Raw genomic sequence first — 15,727 nt, forward strand, 5'->3', positions numbered from 1 at the left:
CCGATTATCGCACTCAGTCTGAGCTTTCTACTCAGCCCCTAACACGCGCTTTAATCATCATTAATCGACGCATTAAATTCTTCCAAATCAAAATCAGCTAAATTTTCAGGCAGCTTCATTAAATAAGGAAAGCGAATAATGCCATTGTCCCCTGAAGGAAATGCATAATGGCGCTCCAATTCACTCATTGAAGTCAGGCTTTCAAACTCAATAAATACACTATACTTTGCTAAACCTTTAGGAACAGTTAATACCTCTAAATAGGTTTGTTTTTTTATCAACATTGCGGCATGGTTTGCTTGAACAATATCCTTTTCAACTTTCCCGCCTTTGATCATTTTTTTTAACAGTGAGCCTTCTACTTCATGTTGTTCATTCTTTAATTGCTTAACATAGCTGTCTAAAGCCCTATAATCTTTCACTTGCTCGGCGATAATTTCTTGAAGTTTTCTAATCGGTTGTTGAGAGCGTTCATGCATCACTTGCCATTCTCGCGGGCTCATTGGAATAAAAATTTCATCTTTACGCTTTTCCAACAGCTTTAGATAAGCCAGCAAACGATATTCAAACAGTTGAACATGAGAATTAAAAAATAATGCGGGTTGTTCTTTAAAGTCACGATAATGCGATAAAATTTCAGAAAATATTCGATGCACACTCATAAACAAATATTCAAATTCTTCAATATGTGATAAATCGCTTTTAACCGCATTTCTTAACGGCATCAATATATTGGCCGTGAGCAACTGTTCAATGGTTTTGATATGATTTTGTGCAACAGTATCACTATTTTTCCCCACCATTCCAAGTGGTTCCATTAAAAATGGCAAGAGTTTATTTTCTGTAAAATCTTCAAATTCTTGCACAATTTCAATCACATCTCTATGAACTTGATGCTGAATTGTGACCATTTTTTGAATTAAAAGATCCGTGCTATCTCGATATTCACTTTCACTCATTTGATCGGTATCGAGTACCAAACCCGTTACATAGACCTGATTTTTATATTCAATATTTTCTTCAAACAGAAAGCGTCGAATTGAATAAGGATTCTGTTCAAAATTTTCAATCGGTGCAATTAAATAGATAAATTCAGAGGTTTTAACAATATCAAACTTACGAATCCGTTGTTCTCTTAAAATAAAATACTTAAAAAAAGGACGTTTCATTAATTCAGATGATTTGGTCAATAAAGGCTTAAACCAATAGCCCAATAATTGTTGTTTAATAAACACTTCAATAATAAAACATTTAATTTGATCAGAAGTTAAGTTTCGGATACCTACTGGTGCTTCAATATTTATTGTGCGGATCAATTTCGCCACATCTTGTAAAAAAACACGGCGAATCAGTAATTTCTCTCGCTGCAAATTTAGATGATCATCCACCGAAATCAAATCAATTTGATACAACGCATTTTCTAAATAGTCTGCGATCTGAATACTATCGGTAATATTTTTTAACCAATTGATTGAGTTGCTCAATTTGGTTGCAATGGAACGCATTCGCTCATTTTCAAAGCTATATTTTAAATTTTCTAATGAATTTGTGATTTTAAATTCGAAGCTGTTATTGCCTTTGTTCCATTGAATTTCTTTCGGTCTTAAAATTTGACGCTCAATTTCTTCACGTACTTCGATATTGGCTTCATCAAAAACATCCCACAAAACCTGTTCCCAGTTTAAATCAGTACTAGGCTCTAATTGCAATAAGGTTGCCCGTGTTTGATAGGGAATTATTGTTGTGTTCATAATATATTCAGCGTTTTTCTACTTAAAAACCAAATTAAAACATGGATTAATGAGATAAATTTAACACTTTTAAAAATTATAGTCCAACAATTATCAATTTATTTTCTTTTGATTAACCGATTCTTTCGTCTAATTTCTCGATATTCAAGGCTAAGTTTTTCCGTTTATTGTTTTGTTGATAGAGATGCCAAATCCCTTCCAATACCAAAACCCCCACAGCACACCAAATTGGAATATAGGTAAACCATTCATCTGCTGAAATAGATTCACCCAACGCCAAGGATGCTAAGGCCAACAAAACAGGTTCTAAATAACTTAACAATCCAAATAAGACCATCGGCAAATGACGACTCGCTAAAATATAGCTTCCTAAACCAATCGCACTCAGTATTCCAAGCCCTGCAACCACAACGATTAAAACGGGTGCATCAGCAAATTGGCTATATGCATCCAATCCGGTTTGAGTGAAATAAATTGCGATGGGAATACAAATTAAAATATCCCACCAAAAGCCACCTAAATTATCGGTTTTAATGGTTTTTCGAACCAGAAAATAAAGCGAATAGCCCAATGCAACACTGAGGGTTTCCCATGCAATACTGCCCAAACGCCATAATTCGTGCCCTACCCCAAGAACAGCAAAAGCAACGGCAACCATCTGGAATTTTGATAATTTCTCTTTATAAAAAATGCTACCAGCAAGGACGAGAACCAAGGGTAAAAGAAAATATCCAAGCGATACTTGTAAACCCCGCCCATTCATCGGCCCCCAAAGAAAAAGCCAGAGTTGAAAACAGGTCAAGATAGAAGTAATGATCAATAACAGTAATAAAGCAGGTTGTTTGACCATTCGATGATAAATGGTTTTGACATGAACAAAATCACCGCTCAATAACATAAATAAGGTCAGGAATGGTAAAGTGGCGATAATCCGCCAACCAAAGGTTTGTTGACTATCTAGATCGCCCAGCAATTTGGTATAAAAGTATAAAACCCCAAATGTTACAGATGCCAATACAGACAATACGACGCCCTTAAACATCTGTCGCCTCACGGTGATTTTCAAATAAATTCTTAGGCATTATAAACATCTTCACCCAAAATTAATTTGAATATTCAATTATTTTTCCAAACTCAAGATTTGCAAATATTGAAATATTCAAAATATATCGGCTTAAATTTTTGATTATTCTTGCGCGTTCTGCTTGGTTCGTATCAGATCTTTTAAGTTAAAACCGACAGTCTGCGCATAACGAAGAAATTCAGTTACTTTTGCTTCATCTGGATGAGGATCCCTAGACAGTAGCCACAAATATTTTCGCTTCGGCTCTCCCACCAATGCCATTTGATAACTTGAATCAATTTTTAATACCCAATAATCACCACGGCCCACGGGCATCCAACGAATCGCTTCTGGAATAAAACTCACTTTAAATTTTGAATTAAATGGCTCATTACTGATAAATGCTTCACCCAATGAACGTAATTCTTGTCCATTTTGATCTACACATCGATTATCAACTGCAACATTGCCATATTCATTCACGGTATATCGTGCAGTCACATCTGACTTACAATCTTTTTGAAAATACATTGGTTTACGGGCGATTTCATACCATAGCCCTAAATATTGACCCAATTCCAATTTTGGAATCGCAGCTAAAGTCGAATTTTCCGCATAGACTTTTGGATAAAAAAAGCTGGAAAAAACCACCCCGAATACGATTATTAATTTTTTAAAGTCATAAGAATTGGGTAATATTTTGAATAATTGCACCTTATACCCTCAGCATTACTTTTTACTATTTATTATAAAATAATCAGAAATTTAAACTTAGACTGTAGCTTTATGTATCCTTGTTCAAACTAAAGCTACAGCAAGTACCAAAGTGTAATCATCCCACAATGAGACAATTACTTTAACATTCTGGTTTTTAAACGCACAATTTCGTCACGTAATCGCGCAGCTTGTTCAAATTGTAACTCTTTAGATGCTTTTAGCATTTCTTTTTCAAGCTTGCTAATGTGCTTCGTAAAGAGTTTTGGATCAGATAAAATGTGACGTTCATCCGCAGTTAACGCCTGATGCTGGTCACTTATACCTGCTTCAATTTCATCATCACTGATCACTTCACCAGTATCAATTTCTTTAATTGCTTGACGTACAGCACTGCGCGGAATAATGCCATGCTCTTCATTAAATTGAATTTGTTTGGCCCGACGACGATCAGTTTCATCTATGGCTTTTTGCATCGAATCGGTTATACGGTCAGCATATAGAATCGCCTTGCCTTTTAAATGACGAGCAGCACGACCGATGGTTTGGATCAATGAGCGTTCAGAACGAAGAAAACCTTCTTTATCTGCGTCAAGAATGGCAACCAACGATACTTCTGGCATATCCAGACCTTCACGCAACAAGTTAATCCCGACCAGAACATCATGTACCCCTGTTCGCAGTTCGTGAATAATTTTGACACGCTCAACGGTATCAATATCTGAATGTAAATAAGCCACCTTCACCCCATATTCTTTTAAATATGAAGTTAAGTCCTCTGCCATACGTTTGGTTAAGGTGGTGACTAAAACACGTTCATCGAGTTCTTTACGGATATTAATTTCTGAAAGCACGTCATCCACTTGAGTCAATACTGGACGTATTTCAATTTCTGGATCGACTAATCCAGTTGGACGTACCACCTGCTCTGCGACTTGTTCAGATTTTTCCAGTTCGTATTTCGCAGGTGTTGCACTGACATAAATAGTGGTTGGAACAATACGCTCCCATTCCTCAAACTTCATCGGACGGTTATCCAATGCACTAGGTAAACGGAAACCATAATTGACCAAATTTTCTTTTCGTGAACGGTCACCTTTATACATTGCCCCAATTTGTGGAACAGTCACATGCGATTCATCAATAATCAGTAACGCATCATCAGGGATATAGTCAAATAATGTCGGAGGTGCTTCACCCGCTGGGCGACCAGATAAATGCCGTGAGTAGTTTTCAATACCATTGGTATAACCCAACTGTTGCATCATTTCTAAATCATAACGGGTCCGTTGTTCGATCCGTTGTGCTTCAAGGAGTTTTTCATGTTCTTTAAAGAACACTAAACGGTCAGCCAATTCATCGCGAATCGTTCCAATTGCACGCTGCAAATTATCTTTTGGCGTTACATAATGACTTTTTGGGTAGATTGTTATACGTGGTGCTTTACGTACCATTTTCCCAGTAATTGGATCAAACCATCGAATTGAATCAACTTCATCATCAAACAACTCAACCCGAACTGCATGTTGGTCCGATTCAGCAGGGAAAATATCGATAATTTCGCCACGAATACGATAGGTACCACGTAAAAATTCCAGCTCATTACGGGTATATTGCATTTCAACAAGTCTACGAATAATGTCATCACGACTAATTCTATCCCCTTGTACAATATGCAATAACATACTCATATAAGCATTGGGATCACCTAAACCATAGATTGCGGATACTGAAGCGACAATAATCGCATCACGGCGTTCTAATAAAGCACGTGTAGCAGAGAGACGCATTTGGTCAATGTGATCATTGATTGCTGAATCTTTTTCAATAAAAGTATCCGAAGAGGGTACATAAGCTTCAGGTTGATAATAGTCATAATAACTGACGAAGTATTCAACTGCATTGTTTGGAAAAAATGCTTTAAATTCGCCATATAATTGTGCAGCGAGGGTTTTGTTATGTGCCATGACAATGGTTGGACGTTGGGTTTGTGCAATCACATTTGCCATGGTATAGGTTTTCCCAGAACCCGTTACACCGAGTAGAAGTTGGTCGTGAAAACCTTTATTTATGCCTTCGACTAATTTTGCTATTGCATGTGGTTGATCCCCAGCAGGTTGATAATTTGTAACAAGTTCAAAAGGTTGATGTTCACTCACAATAATTCACTCTTTAACCAATCGGGAAGAAGCCACAGTAGTTTAACAGAAACCAATTAAACCCATACATTGACACCTATTCTAGATGGGGCTTTTTACACAATATTCAACAAATACCTTGACCCTTTTTTATTTCAATAGCAACATGGAAACAAGCCAATTAAAAGATTGAAAAACATGACATATCACTATCATGATGAAAGCATAATCAAAACTTTGCCAGAAGATACTGTGTTTGTTTTTGGTAGTAATATGGCGGGCACTCATCAAGGCGGTGCGGCAAAAACAGCACATTTACATTTTGGCGCAACCAAAGGTGTTGGACGTGGCTGGGCAGGACAAAGTTTTGCTATACCGACCATGAATGAACATTTACAACAAATGCCACTTTCGCAAATTCAACACTATATTGATGATTTTAAAATTTATACAAAAAATCACCCGAAGATGAAATATTTTATTACGTCGGTGGGTTGTGGTGTTGCAGGCTATAAAGTCGAAGAAATCGCGCCGATGTTTAAAGGTATTTCACGCAATGTGATCTTCCCTGCTTCATTCCGTCCATTTGTAGAAAAAACCTTGCCTAAGCTCACGCAAAAATTACTGCATAGTTTTTTAACTGATGACGTCATATTTAGTTCAGATATAGAGCAAAAGATTCAAAGCTTAGATTTAACTGAAGCTGAAAAAAGCCTTGCTACGATTATTCTCAATACGCCAATGTATCCTAACGACAGTAATGGTCGAGATCGTATTTTTGAAATACAAGATATACTGCACAATTTAAATGGAAAAATATTTGAATTTCAGTCTAATTCAGAAGGTTCAATGATTTTTGGAGGGGCTATTTTAGCGCTTTTAGAACTTTATAATTTAAATGAAACAGACTTTATTGCAGTATGGACTGGTCAGCGTACTATTGCTGCACCAAAAGCAGAACATCGGGCTAAAAAGTAAAATGCTTTGATTATTTTTAATTGAACAACTATTTATGTTAAGTTTTTGCTTATGCTATATAGTTAAGATTAGATTAATAAAAGAGAAATTGGAAAATATATGGAGCAAATGGATTTAACAATATTTGATTTGTCTCCAATTGCCATGTGGCTACAAGATTTTAGTGGTATAAAAAAAATATTTGATGAATGGACTGCGCAAGGTATTTCCGATATTAAGCAACATCTATTGGAAGACACCAACCGTTTAAAACCCTGTTTGGCGGCGATTCGTACCATTCATATCAATAAAAGCACTCTGGTTTTATATGAAGCGCATGATTTAGCAGAGATTTTAGAAAAATTTCCAGAAATGCATACAGAAAATACTGAACTCTTACATATCCAATTTTTTTCAGCGCTTTGGAATAAAGAAACAGATTGCTCAATTCAAGTAGTCAATCTTAGCTGTAAAGGAAAAAAAATTGATATCCAACTCAGAGCCAATATTTTAACGGATGCCAAACAAAGCTGGGATCGAGTTTTATTAACCACGGAAGATATCTCTCAGTGTCAAAATGCACGTCGGATTGCAGAATCCCTATTTTTGCATTCGCCCACTGCACTCTGGGTCAAAGACTACAGCAAAATAAAATCATTATTTAATCAATTAGTAGCGAATAATGTCACGGACTTAGATCAATATATTCAGCAAAATCCAGATTTTCTATTTCTTTGTTTTGAAAGCATCCGATCAGTGGGGGTAAATCAAGCTTTACTGGACTTATTTAATGCCGACAATGAACAACATTTTTATCAGCATTTAAATCATATTTTTAGAGAGAATTATCAACAAAATTTTCACAAACAATTATTACACTTATGGAATAATCATCATCAACTTAAACGAGAATGTGAATACCAGTCAATCAATGGAGATTTGCTGCATGTACTCGAACAGTTTGTTATTTTCCCAGATTCAAAACATAACTGGGATACCGTGCAAATTGCCTTTACCGATTTAACTGAACGAAAAAAATTAGAAGATCACCTGCAACATGCCAGTAAACATGATCAATTAACGCAGTTATATAATCGAACATTTTTTATCGGTGAAATTCAACGCTTACAATCGCAAAAATTTAATTCGCTGTCATGTATGTATTTAGACATCAATGGTTTAAAAAGAGTGAATGATTTACAGGGACACCATGTTGGCGACTTACTGATTCAACGTTTTGCACACCTGTTAAAAAAATCCACCATCAAAACACCTTATTCTGTTTCACGCATTGGGGGTGATGAATTTGTGATTCTTATGCCTGAATCAAATCATCTGCATATAGAAACATTACTGAAGATCATTCAACAAGAATTAGAGATAGATCGAGTGAACAATCCTCAACATCCAATTCATGTGGCGATTGGTTATGCGACAACAAGCCATTATAAAAATATTGATGATTTATTAAAAAAAGCAGATCAAATTATGTATCAAGATAAGCAAGCATATTATTTATTAAATACAGATTAATGCCTTTTAAGAATTAAAGAAATTAATTGAAAATAAACAACATCAAAGTAAACCCAATGAAAGGATAACCAGCGATCATAAAATACAATAAGTAATAAATAACTTGGATTTTATTATTTTATATCGCTCTTTTTTAGGATATATTTCAAACATTCTAGATCACCGCTCAACACACGAGAATCTTATAATGGAATTTTCTGATTCTTCTATTTTTGATATATCACCTACCCCGATGTGGATAGAGGACTATAGCGAAGTAAGAGAACAATTTAATCAGTGGAAAGGCCAAGGAATCACAAATCTTCAAAGCTTTTTAGAAGAAAATCCAGATCAGATTACGGCTTGTGCACATAAAATTAAGATTCTTCATGTCAATAAAAAAACCTTAGATTTATTTGAAGCCAGAAATCAGCAACACCTGTATCAGAACTTAAATATTATTTTTCAGAAAGAAATGCTGCACTCACATATCAAAGAGCTGGTTGCACTTTGGAATGGAGAAGCTGAATTTTCAAATACCACAGTCAATTACACGATTTCAGGGAAAAAATTAGATATCAAATTACGCGGTATCATCATGCCGGGTTCAGAAGCCAGTTTAGACCGGGTTTTAATCACCACTGAAGATATTACGGACTATCAAAATGCGCGCCGTTTAGAAGAAAAAAATCGCCAACTGGCAGAATCTCGCTTTATTTACTCGCCGACTTCATTGTGGGTTGAAGATTTTAGTCGTGTAAGACTCCGTATAGATCAACTCCGTGAAATTGGTATCGAAGATTTTCGCACCTTTTTAGATGTGCATACCGACTTTGTAAACCAGTGTATCGAAGACATCATCTTATTGGATGTCAATCAAGCAACCCTTGATTTATTTAAAGCCAAAGACAAAGAAACCCTGTTTAAAAACTTAAACAAAGTATTTGCAAAAGAGATGTATCAAACTTTCCGTGAGCAACTGATTGAACTCTGGAATGGTAAAATTCATCATCAACGTGAAGCTGTAAATTATGCACTGGATGGTTCAGTACGAAATGTATTGCTTCAATTCACTGTTTTCCCCGGTTATGAACATGACTGGAGTCTAGTGCAAGTTGCATTGACTGATATTACTGCACGGAAAAAAGCAGAAACGTATTTGGAATATCTAGGGAAACATGATGTTCTGACTAAATTATTCAATCGTTCGTTCTATACAGAGGAAATTAATCGTTTAGAGCGTGGTGTACTGCGTCCGACTTCAGCCATTTTTATTGATATGAACGGTTTAAAAGCCATCAATGATCAGTTGGGTCATGATGTCGGTGATGAATTACTGCGACGAATGGGTAATATTCTGACTCGCACCATTGCCAATACAAGTTATACCGCTTCCCGTATTGGTGGAGATGAGTTTGTGATTCTTATGCCAGCGGCAAATGAACAGACCGTCGAATCGATGATTATGACCATTGAAGAATTACTCAATATCGACAATCAATATTATTCGTCACAGCCAATTAGCATTGCCATTGGTTATGCAACAACATCTGCAAATGAAAGTATAGACAATATGTTGAAACGTGCAGATTTATTGATGTATCAAAAGAAAAAAAATTATTATGAATATGTCACGGAAATGTTAAATGGTAGTGCTTAATAATCCATAAGGATAAATGTTATAGCCTTAATAAAAATATTCTTTTTAATTCTTATTATAAAAATAGGTGCATCAAGCACCTATTTTTATATCTCAAACACTTAGCGTTTTCCCATCGAACGGCGTGTACCACGAGGTGGCATCCAAGTACGATCTGCATATTGCTCAGGTTTAGGACGGACGTTGTTGTGGGCAACATCATCATCATTTTCTAAAGATGATGGCATTGGAAATGGTAAATTCACCAATGGCTTCTTTTTGGGAGTATTTTGGGTGCTCATGTGATTCACTCAATTTTAACTGGCTATATTGTACGTAAATTTCAGCTTTGATGCGAGTGCTCTTAAACTTTCGCTTTTATTTGTATTCTCTTGATACATTAATTTCTGCTTTTGATGAATATTTATTGAATTTGCATAGATATTAGACGACCAAACATGAAAAATTAGGCTATGATAATGTGCTTTTTATTTTTTTAATCCCTATAAGAAGGAATAATGCCGTGGACGTACGTCTCTCTGATCGTGTAAATGCCATCAAACCGTCTCCAACGCTTGCTGTTACCAACAAAGCTGCTGAATTAAAAGCTGCGGGTAAAAATGTAATCGGATTGGGCGCTGGCGAACCAGATTTTGACACCCCACAACACATCAAAGATGCTGCTATTACAGCGATTAACAACGGTTTTACCAAATATACCGCTGTTGATGGTACACCAGGCCTTAAAAAAGCAATTATTGCGAAACTAAAACGTGATAACAATCTTGACTATGCTGCAAATCAGATTTTAGTGTCTTGTGGTGGTAAACAGTCTTTCTTTAACTTAGCACTTGCTTTGTTAAACAAAGGTGATGAAGTCATTATTCCAGCGCCATATTGGGTAAGCTATCCAGATATGGTGATCATTGCTGAAGGTGTTCCTGTCATCGTGAAATGTGGTGAAGAACAACGTTTCAAGATTACACCTGCTCAACTAGAAGCTGCGATTACAGACAAAACACGTTTGGTGGTTTTAAATAGCCCTTCTAACCCAACAGGCATGATCTACAGCAAAGCTGAGCTTGAAGCTTTAGCAGAAGTGCTTCGTAAATATCCTCAAGTTTATGTTGCTTCTGATGATATGTATGAGCCGATCCGTTGGGATGATGAGTTCTACAATATTGCGACTGTAGCGCCTGATCTTTATGAGCGTGTTATCGTGCTTAACGGTGTATCTAAAGCATATGCAATGACTGGATGGCGTATCGGCTATGCAGCAGGACCTGCAAAATTGATTGGCGCAATGAAAAAAATCCAATCACAATCAACTTCAAACCCAACTTCGATTTCACAAGTTGCTGCTGAAGCTGCATTGAATGGTCCTCAGGATGTACTTCAACCGATGATTGAAGCATTCAAACGTCGTCATGATTTAGTTGTGAATGGTTTGAATGAAATTCAAGGGATTAGCTGCTTACCTGCTGATGGCGCATTCTATGCTTATGCCAACATTCGTCCTTTGATTCGTGCAAAAGGTTTAAAATCTTGCACAGAATTCTCAGAATGGTTGTTGGAAGAAACTGGTGTTGCTGTTGTTCCTGGTGATGCTTTTGGTTTAGGCGGCTATATGCGTATTTCTTATGCAACTGCTGATGAAGTACTTGTTGATGCACTTGCCCGTATTAAAAAAGCTGCAGATTCTATTGACGGTGTTGATGCAGCAATTGCTTCAATCGCAGCTGAAAAAGCAGCACAATAATACTAGTTGGTTTAAATAAAAAATGGGTGTATTGATTACACCCATTTTTTATCTTTGTTGATCTTACTTATCAACAAGCTTCTATATTTTTTGTAAATCAATCTTTGAGAAGCAAGCCCGTGGTATTGTCTCCATCATTTCCAGTACCGTAATGATCTATACGTACAGTATCAACTTGCACAGTAGATGTGTTTGCCGCATAGTACTTTTCATGATCGACTAATAATAACCCTGTGGTATTGTCTCCATCATTGCCTGTGCCATAATGTTCAATTCTCGGCTCTTTATTTTGATCAAGCTTTGAATAAGGCACAAGTTTTATTGGCTCTTTCAATAAAAGACCTGACGTATTATCTCCATCGCTACCTGTACCAAAGTGATCAATGCGTATTTCTTGTGTATTTTGATGTGATGCAAAACTTAAACTTGAAACACTACAAAGACCAATAACAGCTAATCTGATTAAAGTTTTCATGTCATTCTTCCCATTGAGATATCATTTCATTCTAGAGGCCGAAACTATACAATTCACGGTCTTGGGAATTACATTTATGACATTAACCAATCTAAGCAAGTCTTTAATAAAAATCTAAAACCTAGCCTAAATCTTTAAGTTTTATTGCTGTTCCAGATCAGTTTGGCTAAGTACAATTCAGTGTTAAACGCGTTTAAAGCATAAAAAACTAAAGTTGATTATTTGTATTTATTGATCACTTTGTATCAATGACGCTCTAAATACTTTTGGTGCACATCCGTATGTTTGTATAAAAGCACGAGTGAATGCTGCTTGTGAGCTATATCCTACTAATTCAGCAATTTGAAAGATATTTTTGTCTGTCTCTTTTAGAAACTGACCTGCCAGTCTCATCCGCCAATTTTTTAAATATTGAATTGGTGAAACTCCCACCAGTTCTACAAATTTTTTAGCAAAACTTGAACGTGATTGATGGGTGGATTGAGCCAAATTTTCTACATCCCATGCATAAGCAGGACGATCATGCAGCAAAGATAATGCTTTACTAATCGTGGGATCACGTAAAGCAACAATCCAGCTTTTATGTTCAATGGTTGCCTTTGCCAACCAAAACCGTATTGACCACACCAATAGAAGATCAATGATTCGTGAAAGCATCACTTGACTACCAAGGCTAGGATGCTCAAGCTCAAGCTTTATCGCAGCAACAGTCATTGGCACCCATTCTGCAATTTTACCAGTATCATTATGCGATGGGACATGGATATAGCGAGGCAACCCCTCGATTATGGCTTCACCATAAATTCCACTGAGTTTAAAAATACAGCTAATCACAGCGGCTGTTTGGTTTTCAGCATCCAACAATTCAATCGTGTGTTCTCCAGCCGAAGGTAGAACAATAATATCCCCTGCTTTTAAAACAAGATCTAGATTAGTGTTTGCTACTTTAAGTCTGCATGTCGCCTGCTGAACGATATGGATATATGCATAATCCTGTTCAAAGCTTAACTGTTGTTGATCTGTAAATCGCGCGAAGTCATAGATCTCACCTGATATTTTTGCAAACTGATAAATATCAAAGAATAGATCCGTTAAAGCACTTTTTTCAGCATATTCATCTCTCATTCTTTGTCACAATTCCTAAAAAGTGTTTCTGCAAAAACATTGGTGTTTCTGTTATTGTTAAAGTGAATTTAAACATGAATAATCGTTTATAGAAGCTTTTTGAGTATAAAAATTACATCCTGTATCTATCCAATCTTTATACAAAAAGTCTTCAATCATTTAGCTCAACAAATACAATAGCATTTAGCTAGGAGACACACATGAGTAATAAACCGACAATTATATTCGTACACGGATTTTGGGGAGGCGCTGCTCATTGGAGTAAAGTGGTAACTGAGCTGTCTCACCGAGGATATGAATCATTACGTGCAGTAGAACTCCCGCTGAGCTCACTGGCTGAAGATGTTGAACGAACAAGAAAAATGATTGCGCAAGTTAAAGGAGATGTGCTTCTGGTTGGTCACTCATATGGTGGCGCTGTAATTACTGAAGTTGGCAATCAAACGAATGTCGTAGGTCTGGTTTATATTGCTGCTTTTGCACCTGACTCAAACGAAAGCCCTGGTGGCATTACTCAACAACATTTACCTGAAGCTGCACCAAACTTAGAACCAGACAGTGATGGTTATCTCTGGCTTAAAGCAGATAAATTCCATGAAAGTTTCTGTCAGGATTTAACCAAAGATGAAGGGTTTGCAATGGGTGTCACCCAAAAAGCGCCAGTAGCAAGCACTTTTGGCGATACGATTTCCACGCCAGCATGGAAAACGAAACCGTCTTGGTATCAAATCTCGACTCAAGATCGAATGATCCACCCTGAAAATCAAAAAGTCATGTCGGCACGCTTAAATGCAAAAAAAGTGATTTCGCTAGATGCAAGTCATGCTTCTTTGGCATCACATCCAAAAGAAATTTCAGACTTGATTGAGGAAGCTGTCAGCTTTCTTGCTCAATAAATGATGAATGAATAGAGGGAATCAAAGGATTTCCTCTATATCTTAAACCCATTTAAAACTTAGATTTATTGAAATTCAATTTGGCTATATAAATGTATAAATTAGAATTCAGTAAGAAGACCACTTTGATACGGTTTCAATTCCTCAAATAAAAATAAAACCTCTACAATATTTTAAAACCGATGCTCCAGCTTTAAACTGACATTGTGTTTATCATAAGAATATAGCCACTCTACATTGCTGTTATTTTGATTATATTGATAAGTGAGATTAGGTGTTAAACCATAAAAAGCCCAGCGTGGTGCACTTAGAATCAAAGTATAATTTTGTTCAAAATCCTGTCGTCTAGACTCCAACACTGGAGTAAATTTATCAAATTGACGCCAACGGAAAGAACTAAATAAATTTGCGTTAAAACCTGAGTCAAAGTTTTTGGAAAGGCCTAAACGCACGCCTTGTTGTTGATAAGCCGTAAAATATTGTTCTTGGGTATTATGGTCGACAAAATCCAGTCCGCCAAATAGCGTCCAGTTTTTCGGTAAAATTTTCCAAAAGGTTGAATAGACTGAATATTCCACGCCATCTTGGCCTTTATATTGGGAATAATTTATATCTTTCAATTCGGCTTCTAACTTGACAGCTTTGTCGTTAGAGATAAAACGCATCCACTCACCCCTTAGCCCATAGGCACTATACAGTGGGTCGTGGGCATAGTATTTATGTTCAAATACGGGTGCAATCAAGACTTGATTACGTTCGTTGTAATAACTATAACCCGCATTAAAGTTAAAAGTTAATTCATTATAATCTGTCTGCTCTGGATAAACTTGACCATAGAATAATCCGCGCAATGCAATGCCATGTTGTCCAGAAAGCGACCATCGTTTAGTTAAGGTCGCTTCATAATCCAAACCTTGTGCACTGATCGCATCAGGTGTGCCACGTCTGATCCGTTCTATAGGCACCACTTCGTCTGTATCTGGATCTATACCATAGCGAGTAATGATGTCGTATTTATCGGAAGCATTATTAACATTACTGGCATAACGTGAACCAAAAGCCAATGAACCATGCCATTCATCTCGTTGTTTAAGCCCTTTGAGATACATCTCTACGGTTTGACCTATACCTTGGGCAGCAGGATCTGTAGACAGAACCAGTTGAGATTGAATCTGCTGAAATAACTGTTGACCTTGCTGATTTTTTTGTTGTTCGGTGTAGACACGAGCCAGCTCAAGTTGGGTCATTAAATTATTGGATTGAATCTCTAGGCTATGTTTAAGTTTACTCTCAGCTAAACTTAAATCCCCCTGTGTTCGTGCCATGACGCCCTCAGCGAACTCAGTCAAAGCCTGGTCATAATTTGGAAATTTTTTATATTTTCGAAGATAGCTTAAAGCCACTTGCCATTGTTTTTGCATCACTGCCAAGTAAAGTGCATATGCGACTTCTGCGGGTTCATCCTTAACCACATATTCTTGACCTTGTATGATCAGATTCGGTAATGCTTGTGTGTTTTTAGGGTCTTCTGATTTGAGTAGTTTCTTATCATTTTGATATTGCTGTTGGCTAATTTCCTGATTTAACCTGATACTGGTATCATCCGCTGCATAAACACATTGTCCACACTGCAATACGGCACCAAGCAATACTATTTTTTTCATCTATAAACTCACCAGATAGAATAAAAAAAGAAAG

Annotated in this window: 13 protein-coding genes; 5 read left to right on the forward strand and 8 right to left on the reverse strand. The window is 36.6% G+C overall.

The window, feature by feature from the left end:
- Positions 1 to 50: 50 nt before the first annotated feature.
- The 4 genes from PYV58_RS13325 to uvrB all read right to left on the reverse strand — a co-directional run bounded on the left by PYV58_RS13325 (position 51) and on the right by uvrB (position 5,687).
- The gene (locus tag PYV58_RS13325) at positions 51 to 1,751 is read right to left on the reverse strand and encodes a hypothetical protein (protein ID WP_275059543.1); all 1,701 of its coding nucleotides are present in this window, start codon (positions 1,749 to 1,751) and stop codon (positions 51 to 53) included.
- 112 nt (positions 1,752 to 1,863) lie between these two features.
- Positions 1,864 to 2,793 (reverse strand): EamA family transporter RarD, encoded by a 930-nt coding sequence (gene rarD, locus PYV58_RS13330; RefSeq protein WP_034613698.1) that lies wholly within the window; start codon positions 2,791 to 2,793, stop codon positions 1,864 to 1,866.
- Between the two features lie 144 nt (positions 2,794 to 2,937).
- A complete protein-coding gene (locus PYV58_RS13335; protein WP_034613701.1) occupies positions 2,938 to 3,528 on the reverse strand; it encodes a lipocalin family protein in 591 nt (196 codons plus the stop codon).
- Between the two features lie 137 nt (positions 3,529 to 3,665).
- On the reverse strand, positions 3,666 to 5,687 hold the full coding sequence (gene uvrB, locus PYV58_RS13340; protein ID WP_275059544.1) for an excinuclease ABC subunit UvrB: 2,022 nt from the start codon (positions 5,685 to 5,687) through the stop codon (positions 3,666 to 3,668).
- Positions 5,688 to 5,864: 177 nt separating this feature from the next.
- Here uvrB and PYV58_RS13345 point away from each other — a divergent pair, with 177 nt between their 5' ends.
- From PYV58_RS13345 to PYV58_RS13355, 3 genes are all read left to right on the forward strand, one after another.
- Complete coding sequence (locus tag PYV58_RS13345; RefSeq protein ID WP_004721311.1) at positions 5,865 to 6,644, forward strand: hypothetical protein; 780 nt, start codon at positions 5,865 to 5,867, stop codon at positions 6,642 to 6,644.
- Between the two features lie 108 nt (positions 6,645 to 6,752).
- Complete coding sequence (locus PYV58_RS13350) at positions 6,753 to 8,156, forward strand: GGDEF domain-containing protein (RefSeq protein WP_275059545.1); 1,404 nt, start codon at positions 6,753 to 6,755, stop codon at positions 8,154 to 8,156.
- Positions 8,157 to 8,343: 187 nt separating this feature from the next.
- The gene (locus PYV58_RS13355) at positions 8,344 to 9,795 is read left to right on the forward strand and encodes a GGDEF domain-containing protein (RefSeq protein WP_034613708.1); all 1,452 of its coding nucleotides are present in this window, start codon (positions 8,344 to 8,346) and stop codon (positions 9,793 to 9,795) included.
- Positions 9,796 to 9,896: 101 nt separating this feature from the next.
- Here the strand turns inward: PYV58_RS13355 and PYV58_RS13360 are convergent, their stop codons facing one another.
- Positions 9,897 to 10,076, reverse strand: coding sequence for a hypothetical protein (locus tag PYV58_RS13360; protein WP_004721316.1), 180 nt, complete (start codon positions 10,074 to 10,076; stop codon positions 9,897 to 9,899).
- A 221-nt stretch (positions 10,077 to 10,297) separates the two neighbouring features.
- Here PYV58_RS13360 and PYV58_RS13365 point away from each other — a divergent pair, with 221 nt between their 5' ends.
- Positions 10,298 to 11,533, forward strand: a complete 1,236-nt coding sequence (locus tag PYV58_RS13365; protein WP_004721317.1) for a pyridoxal phosphate-dependent aminotransferase — start codon at positions 10,298 to 10,300, stop codon at positions 11,531 to 11,533.
- Positions 11,534 to 11,630: 97 nt separating this feature from the next.
- Here PYV58_RS13365 and PYV58_RS13370 read toward each other — a convergent pair whose 3' ends face one another.
- Together PYV58_RS13370 and PYV58_RS13375 are read right to left on the reverse strand one after the other, a co-directional pair.
- Positions 11,631 to 12,008 (reverse strand): hypothetical protein, encoded by a 378-nt coding sequence (locus tag PYV58_RS13370; protein WP_004820668.1) that lies wholly within the window; start codon positions 12,006 to 12,008, stop codon positions 11,631 to 11,633.
- 228 nt (positions 12,009 to 12,236) lie between these two features.
- Positions 12,237 to 13,133, reverse strand: coding sequence for an AraC family transcriptional regulator (locus tag PYV58_RS13375; protein ID WP_034613712.1), 897 nt, complete (start codon positions 13,131 to 13,133; stop codon positions 12,237 to 12,239).
- A 200-nt stretch (positions 13,134 to 13,333) separates the two neighbouring features.
- Between PYV58_RS13375 and PYV58_RS13380 the strand changes: the two genes are divergently transcribed.
- Complete coding sequence (locus PYV58_RS13380; RefSeq protein WP_034613715.1) at positions 13,334 to 14,029, forward strand: alpha/beta hydrolase; 696 nt, start codon at positions 13,334 to 13,336, stop codon at positions 14,027 to 14,029.
- 173 nt (positions 14,030 to 14,202) lie between these two features.
- On the opposite strand, the gene PYV58_RS13385 is transcribed toward PYV58_RS13380, so the two are convergent.
- A complete protein-coding gene (locus tag PYV58_RS13385) occupies positions 14,203 to 15,693 on the reverse strand; it encodes a surface lipoprotein assembly modifier (protein WP_034613718.1) in 1,491 nt (496 codons plus the stop codon).
- Positions 15,694 to 15,727 lie beyond the last annotated feature (34 nt).

This window comes from Acinetobacter sp. TAC-1 (genome assembly GCF_029025845.1).
Taxonomy (GTDB): domain Bacteria; phylum Pseudomonadota; class Gammaproteobacteria; order Pseudomonadales; family Moraxellaceae; genus Acinetobacter; species Acinetobacter guillouiae.